Consider the following 23414-nt stretch of genomic DNA (forward strand, 5'->3'; position numbering starts at 1 on the left):
GAAAAACAGTGGTTGATTCCGGCCCTGAAAAAAGGTTTGTGCATGACTGCCCGGTTTTTGGGTCCGGAGGCCTGCGCGGCGTGCTTTGCGGTCTGCCGGTACGGCGGTTCTTGGTTGTGCATTGCCCAAAGGGCGTGGCACTGTGGTTATGAACAGTATCCCGGTTCGCAACAACACCTTGCCCCCGGCAAGGCAAGCCGATATAATCGCGCCGCCTAACAGTGAAGCGGTTCCCGGGCGGGCCCTCTTCCTTGGTCCATTCTATCCCGTTTTTATCCGGAGTTTCCGGATGGATTCTACCTTTAATACTTCGGCATGGCCGATTCTGCCCGTCTGGGGGGTCGACACCGTGCAAAGCCGGAAAGAGGCAGGTATATGTATCGTGAAGTCAATGACATGTTGAATTTCCTCCAGGACAAGCTCGACGAGCTGAGGAGGTATCTTTGATGTCGATGCCAAGAAGGAACGCATCGCCGAGCTCGAAGCGGAAATGGCCCGTCCAGGCTTCTGGGACGCGGGGGACCGTGCCCAGGACCTGCTTCGGGAACGCACCGGCCTGGAAAAACAGGTAGCCGGAATCGAAGAGGCACACCGGGAAATCGACGACCTGCGGGTTCTGTCGGAACTCGGTGCCGAGGGGCAGGACCAGGCGGTCCTGGATGAAATCAGCGGGCTGCTGCCCGAGGTGGAACGCCGCATTCAAAAAATGGAACTGACCCGCATGCTCTCCGGCGAGCACGATGCGTGTAACGCCATTTTCAGCATCACGGCCGGCGCCGGCGGCACCGAGGCGCAGGATTGGGCCGACATACTGCTGCGCATGTATCTGCGGTTTTTCGAAAAAAAGGGATTCAAGGCGGAAATCACCGATTACCAGCCCTGTGAAGACGCGGGCATCAAGGGCGCGACCCTGACGGTGAGCGGCGATCATGCCTATGGCTGGTTGCGGGCGGAAATCGGCATCCATCGCCTGGTGAGGATTTCTCCCTTTGATTCCAATGCACGGCGGCATACCTCCTTTTGCTCGGTGTTCGTTTTTCCGGAGCTGCCGGACGACGTTGAGGTTGAAATCAATGAAAAGGACCTCAAGGTCGACACCTACAGATCGAGCGGCGCTGGCGGCCAGCACGTCAACAAGACCGACTCGGCGATACGCATCACCCATGTTCCCACCGGCATTGTGGCAGCCTGCCAGAACGAGCGCTCGCAGCACAAAAACCGGGCCACGGCCATGAAACAGCTCAAGGCGCGCCTGTACGAACTGGAGCTGCGTAAAAAGGAAGAGGAAGCGTCGGCTATCGCCGGAGAAAAAATGGAGATCGGCTGGGGCAGCCAGATCCGGTCCTACGTGCTGCATCCCTACCGCATGGTGAAGGATCACCGCACCGGGTTCGAAACCGGCAACACCGATGCGGTTCTGGATGGTGATCTTGACGGCTTCATCGAGGCTTATCTGCTGTCGGAAAAGTAGTCTCCGGCCGCTGTGAAACGGGCCGCCTGACGGCTCCGAACCGCCAGTAAAAACAGGCTTTCTCCTTGACTTGCCCGGGGGCATTGTTTAAGGTGCCTTGTTTGCCAAACCGGAAGGAAAAGGAAAGGGAAAAATGGAAGAACTCAACGATCTGCTGCTGCAGCGCCGGGCCAAACTGGAGGAGTATCGCAACCAGGGTATCAACCCTTATGCCAATGATTTTACGGTGACGGCCACCTCCGGGGATGTGGTCGATGCCCACGGGGAGCAGGACGCTGCCGCACTCGAAGGATGCGACGCTCTGTATGCCCTGGCCGGGCGCATGATGGCGCGGCGTGACTTCGGCAAGGCTGCCTTTATACAGATCCAGGACCGCAGCGGCCGGCTGCAGGTTTTCGTGAGCCGCGACAATGTCGGGGAGGACGCTTTCCAGGCGTTTCGCGGGCTGGATATCGGTGATATTGTCGGCATTACCGGCAAGCCGTTTCGCACCAAAACCAACGAATTGTCCCTGCGTGCCGATTCGGTCCGGTTGCTGACCAAATCGCTGCAGCCCCTGCCCGAAAAATGGCATGGCCTGACCGACGTGGAGACGCGCTACCGGCAGCGTTATCTCGATCTGATCGTCAACCCGGAAGTTCAGGAGGTATTCCGTAAGCGCAGCCGGATCATCAGCCTGATCCGCAATTACATGGTGGATAATGACTTTCTGGAAGTCGAGACTCCCATGATGCAGCCGGTTGCCGGCGGCGCCACCGCGCGGCCTTTTGTGACCCATCACAATACCCTGAAGATGGACCTGTTTCTGCGCATCGCGCCGGAACTCTACCTCAAACGTCTGGTGGTGGGCGGTTTCGATCGGGTATTCGAAATCAATCGTAATTTCCGCAACGAAGGGATTTCCATTCAGCACAATCCCGAATTCACCATGATGGAATTTTATCAGGCCTACGCCACCTACGAGGATTTGATGGATTTCACTGAAAAGCTGGTCTGCCACGTGGCGCAAGAGGTGGTCGGGTCCCTCAGGTTTTCCTATGGCGGCCGCGAGGTGGATCTCAGCGCGCCGTGGGACCGTCTCACCGTCAAGGAGGCGATTCTCAAATACGGGGACGTGGAGCCGCATGTGCTTGAGGACAAAAGCCGCTGCCTGGCTTATGCCCGCAGTCTGGGTCTCGATTTCGACGACGGCATCGGCCATGGCAAGCTGCTGACCGAAATTTTCGACGAGGTGGCGGAACCGAAGCTGTGGAATCCGACCTTTGTCACCCAGTACCCGACGGAAGTGTCGCCCCTGTCACGTAAAAACGACAGCAATCCCGAGGTCGTGGACCGTTTTGAACTGTTCGCGGTTGGGCGCGAGCTGGCCAACGCCTTTTCCGAACTCAATGACCCCATCGACCAGAAAGAGCGTTTTGCCAAACAGCTTCTGGAAAAGGAAGCCGGTGACGAAGAGGCGCATGCCATGGACGAGGATTATATCCGCGCCCTGGAGTACGGACTTCCGCCCACCGCCGGCGAAGGGATCGGTATCGACCGGCTGGTGATGCTGTTGACCGATGCGCCCTCGATCCGGGAAGTCATCCTGTTTCCCCAGTTGCGCCCCGAAGCAAGATAATTTTTGTGTGGGGCGGTGTTGTTTGCTGGCACCGCCCCCTTTTTACCTGCGGGAGATCCATGGGTTACGAATGGTTTGTCAGCCTGCGGTATCTGCGGGCCAAACGCAAGCAGACCTTTATCTCGGTCATTTCCTTCATCTCCATTGCCGGAGTAACCCTCGGGGTTGCCGCGCTCATCGTGGTGCTGGCGGTCATGACCGGTTTTCATGACGGCGTGCGCCAGCAGATTCTCGGCAACGTGCCTCATGTCCTGATTCAGCAGCAGGGCGGTGCCATCGACGGCTACCCGCAACTGGTGAAAACCGTCAGGCAACAGGTGCCGGAGGCCGTGGCGGTAAACCCCTTTGTAAGCAAGGAGGCCATGCTGCTGGCCCGGGGCAATGTGGCCGCGGTGAACGTCAAGGGGATCGAGCGGGGAAACAAGGTTTTTCGGCAGCCGTTTTTTCAGTCTACCGACGAGCAGGTTCAGGCCGCGCTGTACAGCGGCAGTGACGGCCCGCCCGGCATCGTGCTGGGTCTCGATACGGCATCGACCCTCGGGGTTGGCCTCGGCGATACGGTCAATGTCATTCCGCCGAAATTCAATGTTACGCCGTTCGGTCTTATCCCCAAGATGAAACCCTTCCGGGTTGCGGGTATTTTCCAGCACCGGGGAGGTTTTCTCGATGCCTACTTCGCCTACGTCGATCTGCGTCAGGCCCAACAGTTTCTCGACGCCAACGGGCAGGCCAGCGGCGTGGAAATCGAGCTGGTGTCCTTCGAGCAATCGCGGCAGGTGACGCAGAGACTGCGTGACAGCCTGCCCTACCCGTATCTGGTCAGCTCCTGGGAGGACCTGTTCGGTTCCTTTCTGTCCGCCCTCAAACTTGAAAAGCTGGGTCTTTTTATCGTGCTGGGCATCATCGTACTGGTGGCGGCGTTCAATATCGCCACCACCCTGATCATGATTGTCATGGAAAAGCACAAGGATATCGCCATCCTCCGCTCCATGGGTGCGAACTCCCGCAGCATCCTGCAGATCTTCGTGTTCCAGGGTCTGATCGTCGGTTCCCTCGGCACCGCGCTGGGTACGCTGCTGGGTGTGACCCTGGCCGGCAATGCCGATCCCATCATCAAGGGGCTGGAAAGATTGCTCAAGGTGCGGATTTTCGACCAGGCCGTTTATGGCATGGAGCGGTTTCCTTCGGTTGTCAACGCGGATGATGTGATCGCGGTGGCGCTGACGGCCATGGTTATCTGTCTGCTGGCGACCATTTATCCGGCATGGCGGGCTTCACGGATGGATCCGGGCGAAGCTCTGCGCTACGAGTAGGGGGAAGGGTGATAGAAGTCCAGGGCTTGTGCAAAAGTTTTGTCAGCGGCAGCCGTCGGGTCGATGTCCTGTCCCATGTCGATCTTGAAATCGCCATGGGGGAACGGGTGGCGGTCGTCGGCGCCTCGGGCGCGGGCAAAACCTCCCTGATGCATATTCTCGGCGGGCTGGATCAGCCGAGCAGCGGCGATGTGCGGTATGACGGTCAGGATATTTTCCGGCTGCGCGGCGCCGAACTCGATGCTTTCCGCAACCGCACCCTCGGTTTTGTTTTCCAGTTTCATCAGCTGCTTCCGGAGTTCACGGCGCTGGAAAACGTCATGATGCCGGCCCTGATCGCCCGCTGGTCCCGCTCCAGGGCCGAAGCCGCCGCCAAAGACCTGCTTTGCGAAGTCGGACTCGAGCCGCGACTGAGCCATAAGCCTGGCGAACTCTCCGGGGGAGAACAGCAGCGGGTGGCCATTGCCCGGGCGCTGATCATGTCGCCCCGGGTTCTGCTTGCCGACGAACCGACCGGCAACCTCGACAGCGCCACTTCGGACGGCATCTACAACCTGTTGACACGGCTTCATGACACCCGCGGACTTACCCTGGTTGTGGTGACCCACGATGCGCGGTTGGCCGCGGGGCTCGATCGCATTGTCCATATGGCGGACGGCCGGATCGCGGATTGCGCCTGATGTATGCCGGCACGGCCCGCCACGGTGTTCCGCCATGCGCCAAAACCCCTGGTGCTCGGAGCCGCCGGCGTTTGAGGGGGTTTACACCCTCGCGATCTTTACCTATAATGACCCACTTTCTTGCCTGTTCGGAGTAATGGCTGCATGAAGAATCGTTGGATAATCTGGCTGATATCGCTATGGTTGATACCGGTCGTCGGGATGGCTTCTCCGGTTCAGGTGGATCAGGTGCTGATCGACGGCAACCGCCGCGTCGAGCGCGGTTACATCGAAGGGGTGCTGACGGTTGCGCCCGGCACCTCCGTTACAGTCGAGGAGATCGACCGTAACATCGAGGCGATCTTCAAAACCGGCCGCTTCCAGGATGTTTCCGCCGAGCTGGTTGAACGCGACGGCAAGAAGGCTCTGGTATTCAAGGTAAGCGAACGGCCCCTGCTGCGGAAAATCAACTTTACCGGCAACTCGGAGATAAAATCCGAGAAGCTCGGAGAAATGGTCAATGCGCAGAAGATAGAATTCTATCGTCCGCAGGTCGTTCGTGACGCCACCGATATTATCAAACGCGCCTACGTCCAGCAGGGCTACTACGCCACCGAAATCGATGCGAAGGTCGATATCAACGAGCGCCAGGAAGCCACCATCACCTTCAATATCAATGAGGGCGACAAGGTTTACGTAACCAATATCCGCTTCGAGGGCAATACGGTTTTCAAGGCCAAGCAACTGAAAAAAGCCATGTTGTCCAAGGAGAAATGGTTTTTGTCCTTTATTACCGGCCGGGGTGGTTATAACGAGGAAATGACCAAGGTCGACCGGGACATTATTGCCGACCAGTACTACAACGAAGGCTACATCCAGGTACGCGTCAAAGGTCCTGTGGCCAATCTGCTGGCCGATAAAAAGTCGATGGAACTGCTTTACGAAATCGAGGAGGGACCGCAGTTTTTTGCCGGGAAAATGGATGTGTCGGGGGATCTGCTCAAGGACAAGCAGGAACTGCTCGGCGTCATGAGCATGAAGGAAGGGGATGTCTTCAGTCGCAAAGTCATGCGCGAGGACATGCTCAAGCTTAATGATCAGTACGCCGATACCGGCTTCGCCTACGTTAACGTCACGCCCGAAACCGAAGTGAATGAAGAGACCCGCAGGGTCGACATTACCTTCGATGTCGAGCAGGGCATCCGTGCCCGTATCGGCCGCATCAACGTCGCCGGCAACACCCGTACCCGCGACAAGGTCATCCGGCGGCAGGTCAAGCTGGCGGAAGGGGATGTCTACAGCGCCTCCCTGATCAAGGACAGTCGTCGCAAGATCAACAATCTCGGATATTTCGACGAAGTCAATCTGACCACCCGCAAGGGCGACGATCTGTCACTGATGGATGTCGACATCGATGTCAAGGAACGCGCCACGGGCAGTTTCAGCATCGGTGCGGGTTTTTCTTCCGTCGACGGCCTGATGCTGCAGGGTTCCGTGTCCCAGGATAACTTTCTCGGCCGTGGTTTGCGTCTCGATCTGTCCGGTTCGCTGGGCGGCAGCCGCACGGTTTACCGCATCGGCCTGCTCGACCCCTATTTTCTCGACCGCGATCTGGCCCTCGGTTTCGATCTCTACGACACCGAACGGGAATGGACCGATTTTGAGCGCGAAACCACCGGTGGTGACATCAAGCTCGGCCTGCCGATTACCGACGATATCCGGTCCTTCTTTGTCTATCGCTATGAAAAGAAAAACATTACCGATGTCGATGATGACGCCAGCTGGATGATCAAGGAACAGGAAGGCAAGCATACGCTGTCGTCCTTCACCGCATCCCTGAGCCGCAACACCACCGATTTCCGCCCTGATCCGAGCCGCGGCAACATTACGGAAATCGCCGTTGAATATGCCGGTCTGGGAGGTACGGAGCGTTTCATCAAGTACACGGCCGACCATCGGTTCTTTTATCCGCTGCCCTGGAACATGGTCTTCAGCATTCACGGTCAGCTCGGCTATATCCAGGAAATGGGCGACAAGTCGATTCCTCTCGACGAGCGGTTTTTTCTGGGCGGCATGAACTCCCTGCGTGGCTTTGAATCCCGGGAAGTCGGCCCGCGGGACCCCGAGACGGGCGATTTTTACGGAGGCGCCAAGGAGGCGGTGTTCAATTTCGAACTGACCTTCCCGCTGCTGAAGGAAATGAAGATGAAGGGCCTGCTGTTTTTCGATACCGGCAACGCCTGGGATACCGATGAATCCATGTTCTCCGAAATGCGTTACAGCGTTGGCGCCGGCATCAGCTGGAACAGCCCCATGGGGCCGCTGCGGTTTGCCTGGGGTTACAATCTGGACCCGGAGGAATGGGAAGAACCTACCGCCTTCGATTTTTCGGTTGGCAGAATGTTTTAAATGAACGAGATCCGGGCAGTCACGGCTGACAACTGCCCTTCACACAGTGTGTGCGATAAGAAAACTGGGCCGATACACTTACCCTAAAGGAGCCTGACATGAAGAAGATTTGTGGATTTCTGGCAGCTGTAATGCTTTTTGCCGCGGTACCGGCCGGCGCCGCCGGAAAAGTCGGCGTTATCGATCTGCAGAAGGTTTTGCGTACCTCGGCCGCTGGCCAGGCGGCGCAGAAGACCATCGCAACCAAGGCCGAGTCCTTCCAGAAGACCATGCAGAGCCGGCAGGCTGCTCTGAAAAAAGCCAACGATGAGTTCGAAAAGCAGAAGATGGTGCTGTCCAAGGACGCCGCTGCCCAGAAAGAGCGTGATCTGCAGAACAAGATCAAGGATTTTCAGCGGTTTGGCAAGGACGCTCAGGAAGAACTGCAGCGGGAGGACCGCCAGGCGACTTCCAAAATTCTCGACGAAGTGGCCAAAATCGTCAAGGACCTGGGCGCCAAAGGCGGTTACGACGTCATTATTGAAAAAAGCACCACGCTGTACACCAATCCCGCCGTTGACATGACCGATGCCGTTGTCAAGGCCTACGACAAGAAACACAAGGGAAAATAAGGAGATAGCATGCCGACCCTGAATGAATTGGCGGCCCTGCTCGGCGCCGAGGTGGTTGGCGACGGTTCTGTCGTCATCCATCGCATGGCACCGATCGACAGCGCCGGACCCGGCGATATCACCTTCGTCGCCAATCCCAGGTATCTGGCCAGGCTCAAGGATACCACCGCATCTGCTGTTATCATCAAGCCGGGGTTTGAATGCCCCGGTCTTGCCATGCTGGTGTGCGACAACCCCTACCTGGCTTTCGCCAAGGTTCTCACGGCGCTGCATGGGCAACGCCCCGCGCCGCGGGGGGTGATGGATGGGGCCTGGGTCGATTCGACCGCCGAGCTTGGTGAGGACATTACCGTTTATCCCGGCTGCGTTGTCGGCAAAAATGTGCGTATCGGCCGCGGCACCATCCTCTATCCCGGGGTGGTCCTCTATGATGGGGTGGAAGTCGGGGAAGACTGTCTGGTGCATGCCGGGGTTCTGGTCAGGGAAGGGTGCCGCATCGGGCATCGCGTGATTGTGCAGCCCGGCGCCGTTATCGGTTCCGACGGATTCGGGTTCGCTCCCGACGGCAGGGGTTACTATAAAATTCCGCAGGTCGGCATCGTGGTGCTCGAAGACGATGTGGAGGTCGGCGCCAATGTCTGCATCGACCGGGCGGCGATGGGGGTCACGCTGGTGAAACGCGGTACCAAGATCGACAATCTGGTGCAGATCGCGCATAACGTGACCATTGGCGAAGATACCATTCTGGTGGCGCAGGTCGGCATTGCCGGCAGCAGCAAGGTAGGCAACCACTGCACCATTGGCGGACAGGCCGGCCTGGCCGGGCATATCAAGATTGGCGACAACACCATGGTTGCCGCGCAAAGCGGGATCATGAGTGATCTGCCGGCCGGTCAGGTTTTTTCCGGTACGCCCGGCATGCCCCACAGGGAATGGCTCAAGGCCTCCGCCGCCGTGAAAAACCTGCCGTCCATGCGCAAGACCGTCAGCAGTCTGCAGAAACGCATTGAAGAACTGGAAAAACTGGTAAGGGAAAGGTAACCGCATGACCCTCGAAATTCTCGATATCATGAAATTGCTGCCGCATCGGTACCCATTTCTGCTCGTCGACCGTATTGTGGATCTGGAGCCGGGGAAGCGGGCCGTTGGCATTAAAAACGTCACCATCAACGAACCGTTTTTCCAGGGACATTACCCGGGGCATCCCATCATGCCAGGGGTGCTGATCATCGAGGCCATGGCCCAGGTCGGTGGAGCTGTCGCCGCCCTGACCGCCGGCGACAAGGCCGATCAGGTGCCTTATTTCACCGGCATCGACAAGGCCCGTTTCCGGCGGCCGGTGGGGCCTGGCGATGTGCTGCACCTGCAACTGGAAATGATCAGCAACCGGCGCGGCCTGCATGTCTTTGATGGCAAAGCCATGGTTGACGGCAACCTGGTGGCGCAGGCGGAATTAAAAGCAGTCTTTGCACCCCGTTCGCAGGATTGATCTCATGATTCATAAAACGGCAATCGTTGAAGACGGCGCGCGCATCCACGACAGCGTGGAAATAGGACCCTATGCGGTTATCGGTTCCCATGTAAGCATCGACGCCGGCACCCGCATCGGAGCCCATGCCGTTGTCGAAGGCTGGACCCGGATCGGCAAGGACAACCGCATCTTCCAGTTCGCTAGCATCGGCGCCGAGCCGCAGGATCTAAAATTTCACGGGGAGCAGTCCACCCTGCGCATCGGAGATCGCAACACCATCCGGGAATTCGTCACCATGCATCGCGGCACCCAGGACGGCGGTGGTGAGACGGTGGTCGGCAGCGACAACCTTTTCATGGCCTACGCCCACGTCGCCCACGACTGCGCCATCGGCAACCGGGTCATTCTCGCCAATGGCGCCACCCTTGGCGGTCATGTCAAGGTGGACGACTGGGCGATCCTTGGTGGACTGTCAGCGGTACACCAGTTTACCCGTGTCGGGTGTCATGCCATGATCAGCGGCGGCAGCATGGTGGCGCAGGATATTGCCCCCTATATCATCGCCCAGGGAGATCGCGCCAAAGCGGCCGGAATCAATCTGGTCGGACTGAAACGCCGCAATTTTTCCGATGCTCTGGTACGTGACATCAAACAAGCCTACAAACTGATGTTTCGCAGCAACCTGCGGCAGGAAGAAGCGCTTTCGCGCATCACCGCCGAAATTTCCGATGCGCCCGAGATCCGCGCATTTGTCGACTTCATCCGGGCCAGTGAAAGGGGCGTGGCACGGTGAGCGCTCTGAGGGCCGCGGTCATAGGGGTTGGCTACCTCGGGAGATTTCATGCCCAGAAGTACGCGGCACTGACCGATGTCGAGCTGGTCGGTGTGGCCGACGTGAACCGGGAAGCCGCCGAGCGCGTCGCCGCCGAAGTCGGCTGTGCCGCTTATGCGGATTATCGTGAACTTCTCGACAGGATCGACGTCGTTTCCATCGTGGTGCCGACCCGTCTGCATTTTGCCGTGGCCAGGGAGTTTCTGGCCGCTGGGCGGCACGTCCTGGTGGAAAAGCCGATTACCGAGACGGTGGACGAGGCGGATGAACTGATTGCCGTGGCGCGGCAGCAAGGCGTCTTGCTGCAGGTTGGACACCTTGAGCGTTTCAATCCGGCGATTGTGGCGTTGAACGGCGAGTTGCACAAACCCATGTTCATCGAATCCCACCGACTGACGCCGTTTCGAGGGCGAGGGACCGATGTCAATGTGGTGCTGGATCTGATGATCCACGATATCGATATCATCCTGAACATGGTGCAATCGGAACTGGTTGCGGTTCACGCCTCCGGTGTCCCGGTGCTGTCCCATGAAGTCGACATTGCCAATGCCAGGCTCGAGTTTGCCAGCGGCTGCGTTGCCAACGTGACCGCCAGTCGCGTCAGTCGCGATGCAATGCGCAAGGTACGGGTATTTCAGTCCGACGGATATTTCTCGATCGACTACCAGAAACGGCGCATCGCCGTGTGCCGCAAGGGCGGTGATGGCATGGCGCTGCCAGGGCTGCCGGGTATTACCATGAAGGAAAAGGGATTTGCGGAAAGCGATGCGCTGCGGGACGAGATTGCGGCCTTCGTCGCAGCCGTCAGGACGGGGACATCGCCGGTTGTCGCTGGCGAAGATGGCCGTCGCGCGCTTGCCGTGGCCTTGCAGATCAGCAGCTGTCTGGGGGGTATCCTGCCGGGCTGAGAGGCGGCTGTCCGACAGATTGCGCGCAAGGCGAGGCCCCTTTGCCAGTCCTCGCCTTTTATTATTGGCACTGCAGGCACCTTTAACACAAAGGATACTTACATATATGTCCATTCCCATGGTTGACCTTAAAGGGCAATACGAAAGTCTCAAGGAGGAAATTAGCCGGGGGTTGTCCGAGGTTCTCGAGTCCACCCGCTTTGTGCTCGGCCCGCAGGGTGAAGCTCTGGAACGGGAAATCGCCGATTACTGCGGCGTGCGGCACGCGTTTGGTGTCGCCTCCGGAACCGATGCCCTGCATCTGGCATTGCGCGCTGCCGGCATCGGCGCGGGCGATGAGGTCATCACCACGGCGTTTACCTTCATTGCGACCGCCGAGGCCATTGCCTATGTCGGCGCCACGCCGGTGTTTGTCGATATCGACCCCGCTACCTTCAATATCGATCCGGCCGGGATCGAAAATGCCATCACCGAGAGGACCCGGGCGGTGATTCCCGTGCACCTGTTCGGACTGCCGGCCGATCTGCGGCCGATTGCCGCTTTGTGCGAAAAGCACGGGCTGCGTATGGTGGAGGACTGTGCCCAGTCCTTCGGCGCTGTCTACCAGGGGCGCATGACCGGTGCCTGGGGCGATTTGGGGTGTTTCTCGTTTTTCCCGAGCAAAAATCTGGGATGTTATGGCGATGGCGGCATGATTGTCACCGACGATGACGGTCTGGCGCAGGATATCGTCATGCTGCGCAACCATGGCAGTCGCGAGCGCTATCATCATGCGGTTATCGGGTATAACAGCCGACTGGACGATCTGCAGGCGGTCATTCTGCGTACCAAGCTCAAGCATATCGATCGTTATAACCGGTTGCGTCGCGAGAATGCCGCCCGCTACAACGAACGCTTGCGTCATGCCGATGTTCTGATTCCTGGTGCGGAGGGCGCCGGTTCCCATGTTTTTCATCAATATACCGTGCGCCTCAAAAATCGTGCGAAAGTGCAGGCGGCACTGGCCGCCGAGGGTATTGCTTCGGCCATCTACTATCCTGTGCCGTTGCATCGGCAGGAGGTCTTTGCCGGGGCCTGCGCCGGCGTTTGCCTGCCGGTTACGGAACGGATTGCCGCCGAGGTGCTGAGCCTGCCCATGTATCCGGAACTGACCGAGGCGCAGATCGATCTCGTCTGCCGCACTCTGCTCGCAGCCCTGTAGGTTCGGAAGAGATGCCCACGTTACCAACAACCGGTCGTGTCATGATCGTCACCGGCGAAGCCTCCGGTGATCTGCATGGCGCCCATTTGATCGAAGCCGCGGGTCACCTTGATCCCGGCCTGCAGTTTTTCGGCGTTGGCGGCCCTTGCATGGCCAGGGCGGGGTGCGAAATCCTCATCCCCGGTGAGGAACTGGCGGTTATGGGGCTGGTGGAGGTTCTGGGCCACCTGCCGGCCCTCTGGCGCGCTTTCCGGCGCCTGAAAAAAATCCTGCATGGACCACAGCGACCCGATGTGCTGGTGCTGATCGATTTCGCCGAATTCAATCTGTTGCTGGCAGCCCAGGCGAAGAAGGCCGGGGTGCCCGTGGTCTACTATGTGAGTCCGCAGGTCTGGGCGTGGCGGCGGGGCAGGGTGCGCCGTATTGCCGCGGTGGTCGATCGACTGGCCGCCATTTTCCCGTTTGAGCCCGAGCTTTACAAGGGCCTGGACATCGATGTCGAATATGTCGGACATCCCCTGCTTGACGCGTTTGAAATTTCCAGCGAACGTTGCAGCTATCTGCGGGCATTGGGACTTGACCCCGACAGGCCCGTGATCGGGCTTTTCCCCGGCAGCCGCAAAAACGAGTTGAAATATATTGCGACAACGATTCTGCAATCCGCGGTTCTTCTGCGCAGATCTTTTCCCGATGCCCAGTTTCTTCTGCCGGTGGCATCGAGTTTCCGCAGGCAGGATATGCAGGATCTGGTGGCGCCTTTTGGCCTGCCCGTGACCCTGACCGACGGCAGCATCTACGACACCATAAAGGCCTGCGACGCGATAATTACCGTGTCCGGAACCGTTACCCTGCAGATTGCGCTGGTCGGCACTCCGATGGCCATTGTCTACAAAATGGCGCCGTTGAGCTATGCCATCGGCAAGCGCCTGATCCGCGTGCCGTTTATCGGACTGGCCAATATCGTGGCCGGTCGTGGTGTGGTCAAGGAGTTCATACAGCAGCAGGCAACCCCGGATCAAATCGCGCGGGAGATTGAAGCGATTCTCACGAATCCGGATTACAACGACGCCATGCGTGCCGGCCTCGCCGCCATTCAGCATCGCATGGGTGAGGGCGGCTGCGCCGCACGGGTAGCCCGCATGGTATCGGAACTGAGCCGCAAAAGCACAGCCAAGGAGCGTTCTGCGTGAGATACAACCCACGGCTACTCTACAGGCGTCTGTATCGCTATTCGAAGCCCTACCTTTTCAGGATACTGCTGGCGATGGCGGCATCGCTGCTGGTGTCCGGTTCCGATGTGGCTACCGCCAAGCTCGTCAAGCCTTTTGTCGATGATGTGCTGATCGCCAGCAAAAGCGGTCTGGTCAATCTGGTGCCGATCATTGTCCTGGGACTGGCTCTGATCAAGGGCGCCGGCCGCTATATCCAGGAATATTTCATCAAAACCGCCGGCCAGTTGGTGGTGCAGGATATTCGCAACGATCTTTACCGGCACTCCATGAACCTTTCCATGGGCTATTTTTCACGCAGTTCCACTGGCAATGTGATGTCCCGCATTCTGAACGATGTCGGGTCGCTGCAGCGCACTGCCGCGGACGTGGTGGTGGAGGGGCTGAGAGAGAGTTTCACCCTTGTCGGTCTCACGGTGGTGGCTTTCCAGAGCGACTGGCGCCTCGCCAGCATCGCTTTTGTGGTGATGCCGATCTCCATCGTGCCCGCCAGTGTCATCGGCCGGCGCATCAAGGACAATACCCGCAGAGGGCAGGGGGCTCTCGGCAACCTGACCCGCGTGCTGCAGGAAAGCCTTGCCGGGATCAAGGTGATCAAGGCCTTTGGTACCGAAACCCGCGAGAGCGAACGTTTTCGAAAAGAGAATCAGCGATTTTATTATTTTATTCGCAAGGTGCTCAAATACGATTCGGCGGCGACGCCGGTGGTGGAAATCCTTTCTTCCATCGGAATCGGGGCGGTGCTCTGGTACGGCATTCAACGGGTCAGCCAGGGCGCGATGACCCAGGGTGACCTGTCCTCCTTTCTGGCCGCCATGTTGATGATGTACGCGCCCCTGAAGCGCCTGACCAAGGTCAGCAACGCCGTGCAGCGCGCCCTCGGTTCGGCCGAGCGTGTGTTTGAGCTGATGGATGAAAAACTTGATATCGTGGATCGGGAAGACGCCCTGGTGGCCGCCCGTCCGGCCGGCCACATACGGTTTGATCATGTCGGTTTTTCCTATGGGGAGGAGCCGGTCCTGCACGATTTCAATCTCGCTATCCAGGCCGGCGAGATCGTCGCGCTGGTAGGCCCGAGTGGCAGCGGCAAATCGACCATTATCGGGCTGCTCAACCGGTTTTACGACCCTCAGCAGGGCCGCATTCTGATCGACGGCCAGGATATCCGGCAACTCACTCAGCAAAGTCTCAAACAGAGCATCGCCCTGGTCGATCAGGAAACATTTCTGTTCAACGATACGATCCGCAACAACATCCGCTACGGTCGTCCGGAAGCTACGGACGGCGAGGTGGAAAAGGCGGCCTCTCTTGCCTACGCGGACGAGTTCCTCAGCGTCATGCCGGAGGGATACGAGACGGTCATCGGCGATCGCGGCGTGCGTTTGTCCGGAGGCCAGCGGCAGCGAATCTGCATCGCCCGCGCCATCCTGCGCGACGCGCCGATCCTGCTGCTGGACGAAGCTACCAGCGCTCTGGATACGGAGAGCGAAGCCATGGTGCAGAAGGCCCTGGTCAATCTGATGGAAAATCGCACGACCATCGTTGTCGCCCACCGGCTTTCAACGGTCATGCATGCCGATAAAATCGTCGTGCTCGAAAATGGCCGCATCTGCGAAACCGGCAGGCACCAGGATCTGTTGTCCGGCGAGGGGCTTTATCGGCGTTTATATGAAATGCAGTTTGCCGACCGTGTCTGACCGGCAGGCGAGGGGAGGATGGCGTGTACCTGCTGTATGATCTGATCTGGCTGTTTTGTTGCCTGTTGCTGGTGCCCTGGTATCTGTTGCGCAGACACTGCGGCGGCAAGAACCGGCAGGGGTTGCGCGAGCGCTTGGGCTGGTATGCCAGAGGGCGCCTGGCACCGCTGGAAAATCGCCCGGTGCTGTGGCTGCATGCCGTGTCGGTGGGAGAAACCAGAGCCGCCATTTCCCTGATCCGGGCCCTCAAAAAAGCTTTTCCGGAATACGCGCTGGTTCTCAGCAATGTTACCGAAACCGGCCACGCCATCGCCCGGGAAATCGCCGAGATCGACCTGTGTCTGTTTTTTCCCTTTGATATTTCCCTGGCGGTGCGGCGGGTTTTGCGCCAGTTGCGCCCCGCCATGGTTGTCATTGTCGAAACCGAAATCTGGCCGAATCTGGTGCGGTGCGCCCATCGCGCCTCGATTCCGCTGGTGCTGGTCAATGGGCGCATATCGGACCGGTCCTTCCCCCGGTATCATAAAATTCGCTCCCTGCTGCGGCCTGTACTGAACCGGTTCGCATTCCTGTGCATGCAGACCCGCCAGGATAGGGAACGCATCCTGGCGCTCGGCGCGTCTCCGGAGCGGGTCGAGGTGTCCGGTAATCTCAAATTCGACATGTCCTGTGACGGTATCGGCAACCGTTCCTCTCAGGAGATGCGCGCCGTTTACAAATTGCCCGCCGATGCCCTGGTCTGGGTGGCCGGGAGCACGCACCCCGGCGAAGAAGAGCAGATACTTGAAACCTTTGAGAAAATACAGCGGCAAAACACCGGCGTCTGTCTGGTGCTTGCGCCACGTCATCCGGGCCGCTGTCCGGAGGTGGGACAGTTAATGACGAGCCGCGGGCTTGGCTGGACGGCTCGCACCGACCTTGACCGCCGCAAGACTCCCTTGCAAACCGGCGAGGTGCTGCTGGTCGATACGGTCGGCGAGTTGCTGAATCTTTATGCGGCCGGCGACGTGGTTTTTGTCGGCGGCAGTCTGGTGCCTGTGGGCGGGCACAACGTGCTGGAAGCAGCGTTACTCAAAAAACCGGTTTTGTTTGGACCTCACATGGAAAATTTCCGGGAAATCGCCCACCTTCTGGTCGAGGCCGGCGGCGGCCGGATGGTTCAGGCCGAGGATCTGGGCGATGCCATGAGCGCATTGCTGGCCGATCGCCAGCTCAGGCAGTCCATGGGCGAGGCCGGATTCCGGTTCTTGCGGCAGCATGCCGGCGCCACGCAGCGCACGGTGGAGGTTATGCGGCGCCTGTTGAGGTCATAGCATGTTCAGACCGGTTTTGTTTTACCGCCGCCTTGGTGTTGCGGGACCGCACGCTTTTTTGGAATGGCTGGTGTATGTCCTGTTGCTGCCGGTAAGCTTTTTGTACGCGGCCCTCATGCGTCTGCGGGCTTTTCTGTACCGCATTGGCTGGTTGCATGTCTACCGTGCGCCAGTTCCGGTCATATCCGTCGGCAATCTGAGCGTGGGAGGCACCGGCAAGACGCCGGTTGTCGACTATCTTATCCGTTGCTGTTTGTCCCGGGGCAGGCGCGTGGCGGTGGTCAGCCGTGGTTATGGAAGTGCGGACGGACCGGCACTGCGCGTGGTGTCGGCGGGCAAGGGTCCGGTTCTGGATGTGCGGCAGGCCGGTGACGAGCCCTGGCTGCTGGCTCGCCGCAATCCTTGCGCCTGCGTGGTGGTCGCGCCGCGCCGCGCCGATGGCGTGCGTTATGCTGTTGACTGCCTGGGAGCCGACCTGGTGCTGCTTGATGACGGGTTTCAGCATCTTGCGGTTGCAAGGGACTTCGATCTGGTGCTGCTCGATGCATCGCGGCCCTTTGGTAATGGCAGAGTGCTTCCGGCCGGCATCCTGCGGGAACCGATCTCTGCTTTGAAGCGCGGCAGCCTGTTTTTATTGACCCGTGCCTCCGGTCCCGGCGCGGATCCTCCACTGCTGCCCGGACCCGTGCTGCGCTGCCGGCACGTCATGGCGGATCATGCCATCGGTCCGAATGGCAATTCCTGGTCCTTTGCCCAATTGGCGAAGCTGCGTGGCCTGGCTTTCGCGGGCATTGCCGAGCCGCAGAATTTCTTTCACGGTCTTGAACAGCGCGGTCTGAAACTGCATCAGACCCTTTGTTTTTCGGACCACACAAAGTATGATGGACAGGATCTTTCCCGGTTGGTGGCCGCGTCGGTTCAGGCGGATTATCTGATCACCACCGAAAAAGACGCTGTCAAGCTGATGGCGGCGCGCCTGCCTCTGCCCTGTTATGTCGTAACGATGGATGTGGAATTTTTCGAAACGGGAGAATTGGAAAAGCGGCTGTTTGCCGTCATCGATGCGAAAGGGTAAATACCATGCCTGTTGATCGAGAACTGCTTGAAATACTGGCCTGTCCGCAATGCAAGGGGCCTTTGCGACCGATAGGGCCGCCCGAAGCGCTGGCCTGCGACCATTGCCGGCTGCTTTATCCCGTAGTGGACGGCATCCCCGTGATGCTTGTCGACGAAGCGCTGCCGTTTCACGCCGAACACCCCGGCACATGACGGCACTTTTCTCCCATCCGGGCCTCTTGCTCCGAATCGGGGCATTGACGGAGTGACAGCCATTGAAACCGATTGATCCGAAAACGGTGCACCGCATCATGGTGCGTTCCACCAACTGGGTTGGGGACGCGGTGATGACCACGCCGGCCATGGCCGATGTGCGTCGCGCCTTTCCCGAAGCCGAAATAGTGGTCATCGCCAATCCCCTTGTCGCACAGCTTTTCACCTGCCATCCCGATTGCGACCGGGTGCTGGTCTACGACAAAAAGGGTCCCCATGCCGGAATGGCCGGACTTTGGCGGTTCTCCCGTGCGTTGCGCGAGGAAAACTTCGATCTGGCGATTCTGCTGCAGAATGCCATCGAAGCCGCCGTCATGGCGTTTCTGGCCGGTGTGCCGAGGCGCGTCGGCTATCGGACCGATGCCCGCGGCTGGCTGCTGACCCACGGTGTGGCGGTCGGCCCCGAGCAGAAACGATTGCATCACACGGAGTATTATCGTTTCATGTTGCGGCAATTCATCGCGACGCAGGGCGATGGTCGCCTGCGTCTGACCTGCAATGCCGAAGAAACCGCGTGGGCGCTTCATACCCTCGGTGACGGCGGCTGGGTCGCCATCAATCCCGGCGCCGCCTACGGTTCGGCGAAGCGTTGGCTGCCCGAGCGGTTTGCCGAGGTCGCCGACAGTCTGCACCGGGAATTCGGCCTGCGCGTGGTGTTGACCGGCGGCCCCGCGGAGCAGGAAATCGGCAGGGATATCGAACAGGCCATACAGGCGCCGGTTCTGAACCTCATTGGCAAAACTTCGATACGGCAGATGATGGCCGTGCTGGCATCCTGCCGGCTGGTGGTGACCAACGATTCGGGGCCGATGCACGTGGCCGCGGCTTTTGATATCCCGATCGTGGCGGTGTTCGGTCCGACCGATCACAGCACCACTTCGCCCTGGTCAAAAAACAGCCGTATCGTGCGCAAGGCAACGGCCTGCGCGCCCTGCCTGCTGCGCCAGTGCCCCACCGATCACCGTTGCATGCGTGCCATTACCGCCGAAGACGTCATGCAAGCGGCCCGTGCCTTGCTCGGAGGGACCGCATGAGGGTTCTGATCGTCAAAATAAGCGCCCTTGGCGATGTGGTGCATGCCCTGCCGGTATTGACGCATATCAAAAGCGCCTATCCCGAAACCAGCATCGACTGGCTGGTGGAAGAGGCCTTTGCGCCGTTGCTCGATGGCCATCCGGCTCTGCGCCGGATCCATCGCCTTGGCCTCAAGCGCTGGCGCCGGCAAGGTCCTGGCGCGGTCTGGGCCGGGGTCATGGATACCCTGAAAGAATTGCGCAGCGAACGTTACGACCTGGTGCTTGATTTGCAAGGTAACTGCAAAAGCGGTCTGTTCACCTTGCTTTGTGGAGCTCCCCGGCGTTATGGATTCTCCTCCAGCGGCGTGCGGGAATGGCCCAACCTGTTGGCGACCAATCACAAGGTGCAGCTTACCGCGGCGGATCACCACGTCAGCGACCGATCCCTTGCCTTGGCTCGTGCCGCCTTTCCTCTTGGTACGGTTCGCTCCCTCGCCGGCCCCATGTCCGTTTCCCCCGCAGCCCGTACCGCTGTGGAGAAACAGCTTTGCGCGTTGGGTCTGAACGGCCAAAGCCTGGTGGTTCTGCAATACGGCACCACCTGGCAAACCAAGCTGTGGCCCCTCGATTCGTGGCAGGATCTGGCCCTGCGGATGTGTCGGGAGGACCAGCTGCGGCCGGTTCTGATCTGGGGCAACGATGAGGAGCACCGGGCCGCCGAAGCGATATCGCGCGTCACCGACGGTCGCGCCCTGGTCTGGCCGCGAGGCAGCCTGCAGGAACTGGCTGCCCTGCTGGAGCGGGCGGATCTGGTTGTGGGCGGGGACACCGGGCCGATTCACATTGCCGCCGCCCTTGAAACCCCCACGGTTTCGATTTTTCGGGTCACGGACGCCAGCCGAAACGGACCCCGCGGCCCGTTGCACATCCGCTTGCAGAGTCCCCTGGAGTGCTCGCCCTGTCTGCGAAAAGACTGCCCGCGGGATTCAGAATGCGGTCACAGCATCGGCGTCGACCAGGTGCTTGAAGCGAGTCGCGCACTGTTGTCCCGGCGCAGCATGTGATCTCGGCGGCGGGCGCGACAAAATGTTATCTGGTGTCCATCCGGAAATGTCCGGTGAAAATCAGCTTGTCTCCATCCGGAAACTGCGGATGGAGACAGCGTAGTTTTCATATGGGAAACGAGCAATTTTTCGTTGTGGCAAGGAAATCAAGGGGTTGCGCGGAGGCGTACATCGGTACGCCGCACAGGAAAGCCTGCGGATTGACGCCGCCACGGCGCAAAAGGGCCGTTTCCGGATGAAAACCAGCTTATATAAGAAAGGGTCTGCTTGCTTGAAGACCGCTCCCGTAACCGTCATAACAGCCGTCTATAATGCCGAGCGTTTTCTTCGGGAAACCGTGGAATCGGTTTCGAAACAGCAGCTGTTGCCGGTTCAGCATCTGCTTGTCGATGATTGTTCCACGGACGGGTCTCTGGACCTGGCGCGCGAGCTTGAGAAGGAATTCCCTTTGGTTCGCGTTGTATCCCTTGAAACAAACGGCGGTTATCCCGCTGCGTTGAATGCAGGCCTGCGTGAAGCCGCCTCGGAGTATGTGGGGATCCTGGACAGTGACGACATTGCCATGCCGCACTGGCTGGCATCGGTGGTTCCGGTTCTCGATGGCAATCCGGATATTGGTTCGGCAGGCGGGGGCGGTGTTATCATGACCCATGACGGGCTGGTAACGGGACATGCCAAATACTGTTCGCAGGCAGGTGATGTCACAGCTGAGGTTATGGCTGGAAAGTATGCCATATTGCATCCAGGATCCGTTCATCGCCGCGATTTTCTATTAAAGACAGGTGGCTATAACCCGCGGCTCCGAAGTGCCGAGGATTGCGACATGTTCCTGAATATGGCCTCTGTGGCACGTCTGGTAAACGTGGGAGAACCCTTGATTTATTATCGACGCCTGCCGGGATCTGAAAGCCGCAAAACGCCTGAATTTGCGGCTTTGGCGGAGGCCTATCTCGCGCAAAAAGCGCAAATGCTGTCCGCGGGCAAATCCTTGCCGGCAACCAATGCCGAGCTGGCGTCGCTTGTGAACGCCCTGGCGGCTCTGCCGCGACTGGCTCCGCTTGTGAAGGGAGCCTATGAATATGAAATGGCCGAAGCGCTGCGCCGTGGAGACCGGCGCCTTTGCGCCTCCCGTTTTTATTTTGCATCGGCAATCTCCGGTCATAAGCGTTTTTTATGCTGTCGACGCGCTCTGCGCTGTCTTATGCCGCGGCTGAAATCGACCTCCGAGCCGAAAAAGGCCTGAAAAAATGCAAACCGATGCCCACGTTCCCCCGGTGTCCGTGATCCTGCCTGTTTTCAACGCTCAGGCCACTGTCGCCGCCACATTACAATGCCTGTTGAACCAGACCTTGAAAGACCTGGAAATTATCGTGGTCAATGATGCCTCCGCAGATGATTCCCTGACGGTTGTCGAAAGCATAGCGCGAAAAGAGCAGCGGGTCCGTTTGCTGTCTCTGGAAAAGAATGCGGGTGTGTATCGAGCCCGAGCGGAAGGCATTAAAATTTCAAGGGGTGAGTATGTCGGATTTTTTGATGCTGACGACTTTGCCAAGCCCGATATGTTCGAAATTTTGTTTTCCAACTGCAAGCAACACAACGCCGACATTGCTGTTTGCGGGGTGGACTGTGTTTCCGATTCCGGAAAATTTATCCACCATAAAGTCAAATTTAAAAAAGACAAAAACGTTACAAGCCAGATCTTCTCAGGTTTTTGCCGAAAACATTTCGGGACGGGAGCTCTGTGGAACAAGCTTTACCGCAGGGAACTGATTGAAACCTACGCTACCAGGCCATTTCGATGGCGCCAGGATATTGGCGAAGATACCATCGTAAACATTGGCTGTTTTCTTGACGCCAGACGTATCCGATTGATTGATAAGTCTCTTTACGAATATGTCATGCATCCCCGAAGTACCACCCAGATATTGGATAAATCCAGTGCTTTTTGTCGGATGATGCAGGCTTATGCCATCGCTGTTGATATGTACAAAGACAAGGGCGTTGAAGTGCTTGAGGGAATAACCGAGCTTTATGCACGGCAACTGAATTTTTCAGCCTATCGGATTTCATCGGCCGAACAGTTGAGGGATTGCGAAGAACTGCTTGCCGACGCCCTCGGATTGCTGGCCGAGCAATACCCCGCGGGCCTGGCGTGTCTTGTGAATCGGGGGTTTTGCCGGGGAGGGAAATCGCGGAAATCGCGTGGGCTTTTATCTGCTGCCCAAAAAAAACTGAAACAGTTTCTTCAGTTAAGGACGTAATACCCTTTTGATGAAAATATCGATTTTTGAAAGGCTTGTTTGGTTTAAAAAACCAGTCCGAAACACCAACGATAGGCAGATGTATCAAGATTATGATGTCTTCAGAAAAAAACAATCCGTTTGTTTCAATCATAATTCCTACGCGGAATCGATCCGATCTTTTACCATATGCTATAAAATCCGTGCTTGACCAGACGTATAAAAACCTTGAAGTGGTCGTTGTTGATGACGGTTCGGTGGATGACACTGAAGTCATTGTCATGAACATGATGAAAAACGATAATCGTATTCAGTATATTCGAAACGATATATCAAAGGGAGCCTGTGCCGCCAGAAACCTTGGGATAATGTCAGCAAAAGGTGACTTGATTTCTTTTGTTGATGATGATGATCAAATATCTATAAACAGATTGGAAATTCTTGTTGCGCACTATGACGACCAATATTCACTGATCTGTTCAAAATACAGTAGTGCACCGCTGGGTGGCGCTGTTTCGAAACATAGGATTACAACAAAAAAAATTTCTCTTTCAAATCTTCTGAATAAAAATTACATTGGCTGTTCCGCTCTTGTATCCAAACAAAAAATAATGGCAGTAGGCGGATTTGATATCAAATTGCGGGCCCGGCAGGATTATGATTTATGGGTTAGAATCCTTGATGAATTCGGAAAAGCCCTGCAGATATCCGCCAAGACCTACTATTGTGACAAGTCTTCGGAACGAGAAAGGATTTCCAACTCAAAAGCCCGAAGAATAGGAGTGATACAGTTTTACAAAAAGCATTCCCGCCTGATGACGTGCCATCAGCGTAAAAATGCAATTGTTGCATGTTTGGAGGCCAATAATTTTAATCCCGGGTTTTTAAAACTTCTGGTCCTTTTGACCTGGCGTAACCGGAAGAAAGTCTTTGGTCTTCTCAAGGTTTAGTTTATTTTCAATAATATGAATGTTTAAACAAACTCACTGTTTTTCATAGTGCGATCCTGCATTCACACACATTTTGACTGGAG

At 57.8% G+C, this 23414-nt stretch carries 21 protein-coding genes; all 21 read left to right on the forward strand.

Annotated elements, in window-relative coordinates:
• Nucleotides 1–375 precede the first annotated feature (375 nt).
• The 21 genes from prfB (at nucleotide 376) to A6070_RS05095 (ending at nucleotide 23331) form a co-directional block, all read left to right on the forward strand.
• A protein-coding gene (gene prfB, locus A6070_RS04995; protein ID WP_145926421.1) for a peptide chain release factor 2 occupies nucleotides 376–1471 on the forward strand; the annotation gives its coding sequence in 2 pieces (ribosomal slippage) (nucleotides 376–435 and nucleotides 437–1471; 1095 coding nt in all).
• A gap of 133 nt (nucleotides 1472–1604) precedes the next feature.
• Nucleotides 1605–3089, forward strand: coding sequence for a lysine--tRNA ligase (gene lysS / locus A6070_RS05000; RefSeq protein ID WP_072287322.1), 1485 nt, complete (start codon nucleotides 1605–1607; stop codon nucleotides 3087–3089).
• 59 nt (nucleotides 3090–3148) lie between these two features.
• Nucleotides 3149–4402: a lipoprotein-releasing ABC transporter permease subunit gene (locus A6070_RS05005; protein WP_072287323.1), complete on the forward strand. Its 1254-nt coding sequence runs from the start codon at nucleotides 3149–3151 to the stop codon at nucleotides 4400–4402.
• Nucleotides 4354–5082: an ABC transporter ATP-binding protein gene (locus A6070_RS05010; RefSeq protein ID WP_072287324.1), complete on the forward strand. Its 729-nt coding sequence runs from the start codon at nucleotides 4354–4356 to the stop codon at nucleotides 5080–5082. Before A6070_RS05005 ends, A6070_RS05010 begins: the two co-directional genes overlap by 49 nt.
• A 144-nt stretch (nucleotides 5083–5226) precedes the next feature.
• Nucleotides 5227–7470, forward strand: a complete 2244-nt coding sequence (gene bamA / locus A6070_RS05015; protein WP_072287325.1) for an outer membrane protein assembly factor BamA — start codon at nucleotides 5227–5229, stop codon at nucleotides 7468–7470.
• Nucleotides 7471–7568: 98 nt separating this feature from the next.
• Nucleotides 7569–8081 (forward strand): OmpH/Skp family outer membrane protein, encoded by a 513-nt coding sequence (locus A6070_RS05020; RefSeq protein WP_072287326.1) that lies wholly within the window; start codon nucleotides 7569–7571, stop codon nucleotides 8079–8081.
• A 9-nt stretch (nucleotides 8082–8090) separates the two neighbouring features.
• Nucleotides 8091–9122, forward strand: coding sequence for a UDP-3-O-(3-hydroxymyristoyl)glucosamine N-acyltransferase (gene lpxD / locus A6070_RS05025; RefSeq protein ID WP_072287327.1), 1032 nt, complete (start codon nucleotides 8091–8093; stop codon nucleotides 9120–9122).
• 4 nt (nucleotides 9123–9126) lie between these two features.
• Entirely contained in the window at nucleotides 9127–9570 is a 444-nt protein-coding gene (gene fabZ / locus A6070_RS05030; protein ID WP_072287328.1) for a 3-hydroxyacyl-ACP dehydratase FabZ, read from the forward strand.
• A gap of 4 nt (nucleotides 9571–9574) precedes the next feature.
• Nucleotides 9575–10345, forward strand: a complete 771-nt coding sequence (lpxA, locus tag A6070_RS05035) for an acyl-ACP--UDP-N-acetylglucosamine O-acyltransferase (protein ID WP_072287329.1) — start codon at nucleotides 9575–9577, stop codon at nucleotides 10343–10345.
• On the forward strand, nucleotides 10342–11292 hold the full coding sequence (locus A6070_RS05040) for a Gfo/Idh/MocA family protein (RefSeq protein ID WP_072287330.1): 951 nt from the start codon (nucleotides 10342–10344) through the stop codon (nucleotides 11290–11292). The genes lpxA and A6070_RS05040 overlap by 4 nt, the downstream gene beginning before the upstream one ends.
• Before the next feature lie 106 nt (nucleotides 11293–11398).
• Complete coding sequence (locus A6070_RS05045) at nucleotides 11399–12493, forward strand: DegT/DnrJ/EryC1/StrS family aminotransferase (RefSeq protein ID WP_072287331.1); 1095 nt, start codon at nucleotides 11399–11401, stop codon at nucleotides 12491–12493.
• Between the two features lie 11 nt (nucleotides 12494–12504).
• Complete coding sequence (gene lpxB, locus A6070_RS05050; RefSeq protein ID WP_072287332.1) at nucleotides 12505–13683, forward strand: lipid-A-disaccharide synthase; 1179 nt, start codon at nucleotides 12505–12507, stop codon at nucleotides 13681–13683.
• Nucleotides 13680–15419 carry an ABC transporter ATP-binding protein gene (locus A6070_RS05055; protein WP_072287333.1) on the forward strand — a complete coding sequence of 580 codons (1740 nt, stop codon included), beginning with the start codon at nucleotides 13680–13682 and terminating at the stop codon, nucleotides 15417–15419. The genes lpxB and A6070_RS05055 overlap by 4 nt, the downstream gene beginning before the upstream one ends.
• Nucleotides 15420–15442: 23 nt before the next feature.
• Nucleotides 15443–16732 carry a 3-deoxy-D-manno-octulosonic acid transferase gene (locus tag A6070_RS05060; RefSeq protein ID WP_072287334.1) on the forward strand — a complete coding sequence of 430 codons (1290 nt, stop codon included), beginning with the start codon at nucleotides 15443–15445 and terminating at the stop codon, nucleotides 16730–16732.
• Nucleotide 16733: 1 nt separating this feature from the next.
• Nucleotides 16734–17807 carry a tetraacyldisaccharide 4'-kinase gene (lpxK, locus tag A6070_RS05065; RefSeq protein ID WP_072287335.1) on the forward strand — a complete coding sequence of 358 codons (1074 nt, stop codon included), beginning with the start codon at nucleotides 16734–16736 and terminating at the stop codon, nucleotides 17805–17807.
• A 5-nt stretch (nucleotides 17808–17812) separates the two neighbouring features.
• Nucleotides 17813–18001, forward strand: a complete 189-nt coding sequence (locus A6070_RS05070) for a Trm112 family protein (RefSeq protein WP_072287336.1) — start codon at nucleotides 17813–17815, stop codon at nucleotides 17999–18001.
• A gap of 62 nt (nucleotides 18002–18063) precedes the next feature.
• Nucleotides 18064–19095: a lipopolysaccharide heptosyltransferase II gene (gene waaF / locus A6070_RS05075; RefSeq protein ID WP_145926422.1), complete on the forward strand. Its 1032-nt coding sequence runs from the start codon at nucleotides 18064–18066 to the stop codon at nucleotides 19093–19095.
• Nucleotides 19092–20141 (forward strand): lipopolysaccharide heptosyltransferase I, encoded by a 1050-nt coding sequence (gene waaC / locus A6070_RS05080; RefSeq protein WP_072287337.1) that lies wholly within the window; start codon nucleotides 19092–19094, stop codon nucleotides 20139–20141. The genes waaF and waaC overlap by 4 nt, the downstream gene beginning before the upstream one ends.
• A 271-nt stretch (nucleotides 20142–20412) precedes the next feature.
• Entirely contained in the window at nucleotides 20413–21384 is a 972-nt protein-coding gene (locus A6070_RS05085) for a glycosyltransferase family 2 protein (RefSeq protein WP_158515868.1), read from the forward strand.
• 4 nt (nucleotides 21385–21388) lie between these two features.
• Entirely contained in the window at nucleotides 21389–22402 is a 1014-nt protein-coding gene (locus A6070_RS05090; RefSeq protein WP_072287339.1) for a glycosyltransferase, read from the forward strand.
• 26 nt (nucleotides 22403–22428) lie between these two features.
• On the forward strand, nucleotides 22429–23331 hold the full coding sequence (locus A6070_RS05095; RefSeq protein ID WP_072287340.1) for a glycosyltransferase: 903 nt from the start codon (nucleotides 22429–22431) through the stop codon (nucleotides 23329–23331).
• Nucleotides 23332–23414 lie beyond the last annotated feature (83 nt).

This window comes from Syntrophotalea acetylenica (genome assembly GCF_001888165.1).
GTDB lineage: Bacteria > Desulfobacterota > Desulfuromonadia > Desulfuromonadales > Syntrophotaleaceae > Syntrophotalea > Syntrophotalea acetylenica.

What these genes read in the sequence shown, in the direction of transcription:
- A6070_RS05010 (WP_072287324.1), top strand. Translation starts at nt 4,354, where the DNA reads ATGGCGGGCTTCACGGATGGATCCGGGCGAAGCTCTGCGCTACGAGTA.
- lpxA (WP_072287329.1), top strand. Translation starts at nt 9,575, where the DNA reads ATGATTCATAAAACGGCAATCGTTGAAGACGGCGCGCGCATCCACGAC.
- lpxB (WP_072287332.1), top strand. Translation starts at nt 12,505, where the DNA reads ATGCCCACGTTACCAACAACCGGTCGTGTCATGATCGTCACCGGCGAA.
- A6070_RS05005 (WP_072287323.1), top strand. Translation starts at nt 3,149, where the DNA reads ATGGGTTACGAATGGTTTGTCAGCCTGCGGTATCTGCGGGCCAAACGC.
- A6070_RS05070 (WP_072287336.1), top strand. Translation starts at nt 17,813, where the DNA reads ATGCCTGTTGATCGAGAACTGCTTGAAATACTGGCCTGTCCGCAATGC.
- A6070_RS05020 (WP_072287326.1), top strand. Translation starts at nt 7,569, where the DNA reads ATGAAGAAGATTTGTGGATTTCTGGCAGCTGTAATGCTTTTTGCCGCG.
- lpxK (WP_072287335.1), top strand. Translation starts at nt 16,734, where the DNA reads ATGTTCAGACCGGTTTTGTTTTACCGCCGCCTTGGTGTTGCGGGACCG.
- A6070_RS05045 (WP_072287331.1), top strand. Translation starts at nt 11,399, where the DNA reads ATGTCCATTCCCATGGTTGACCTTAAAGGGCAATACGAAAGTCTCAAG.
- lpxD (WP_072287327.1), top strand. Translation starts at nt 8,091, where the DNA reads ATGCCGACCCTGAATGAATTGGCGGCCCTGCTCGGCGCCGAGGTGGTT.
- lysS (WP_072287322.1), top strand. Translation starts at nt 1,605, where the DNA reads ATGGAAGAACTCAACGATCTGCTGCTGCAGCGCCGGGCCAAACTGGAG.
- A6070_RS05090 (WP_072287339.1), top strand. Translation starts at nt 21,389, where the DNA reads ATGCAAACCGATGCCCACGTTCCCCCGGTGTCCGTGATCCTGCCTGTT.
- bamA (WP_072287325.1), top strand. Translation starts at nt 5,227, where the DNA reads ATGAAGAATCGTTGGATAATCTGGCTGATATCGCTATGGTTGATACCG.
- fabZ (WP_072287328.1), top strand. Translation starts at nt 9,127, where the DNA reads ATGACCCTCGAAATTCTCGATATCATGAAATTGCTGCCGCATCGGTAC.
- waaC (WP_072287337.1), top strand. Translation starts at nt 19,092, where the DNA reads ATGAGGGTTCTGATCGTCAAAATAAGCGCCCTTGGCGATGTGGTGCAT.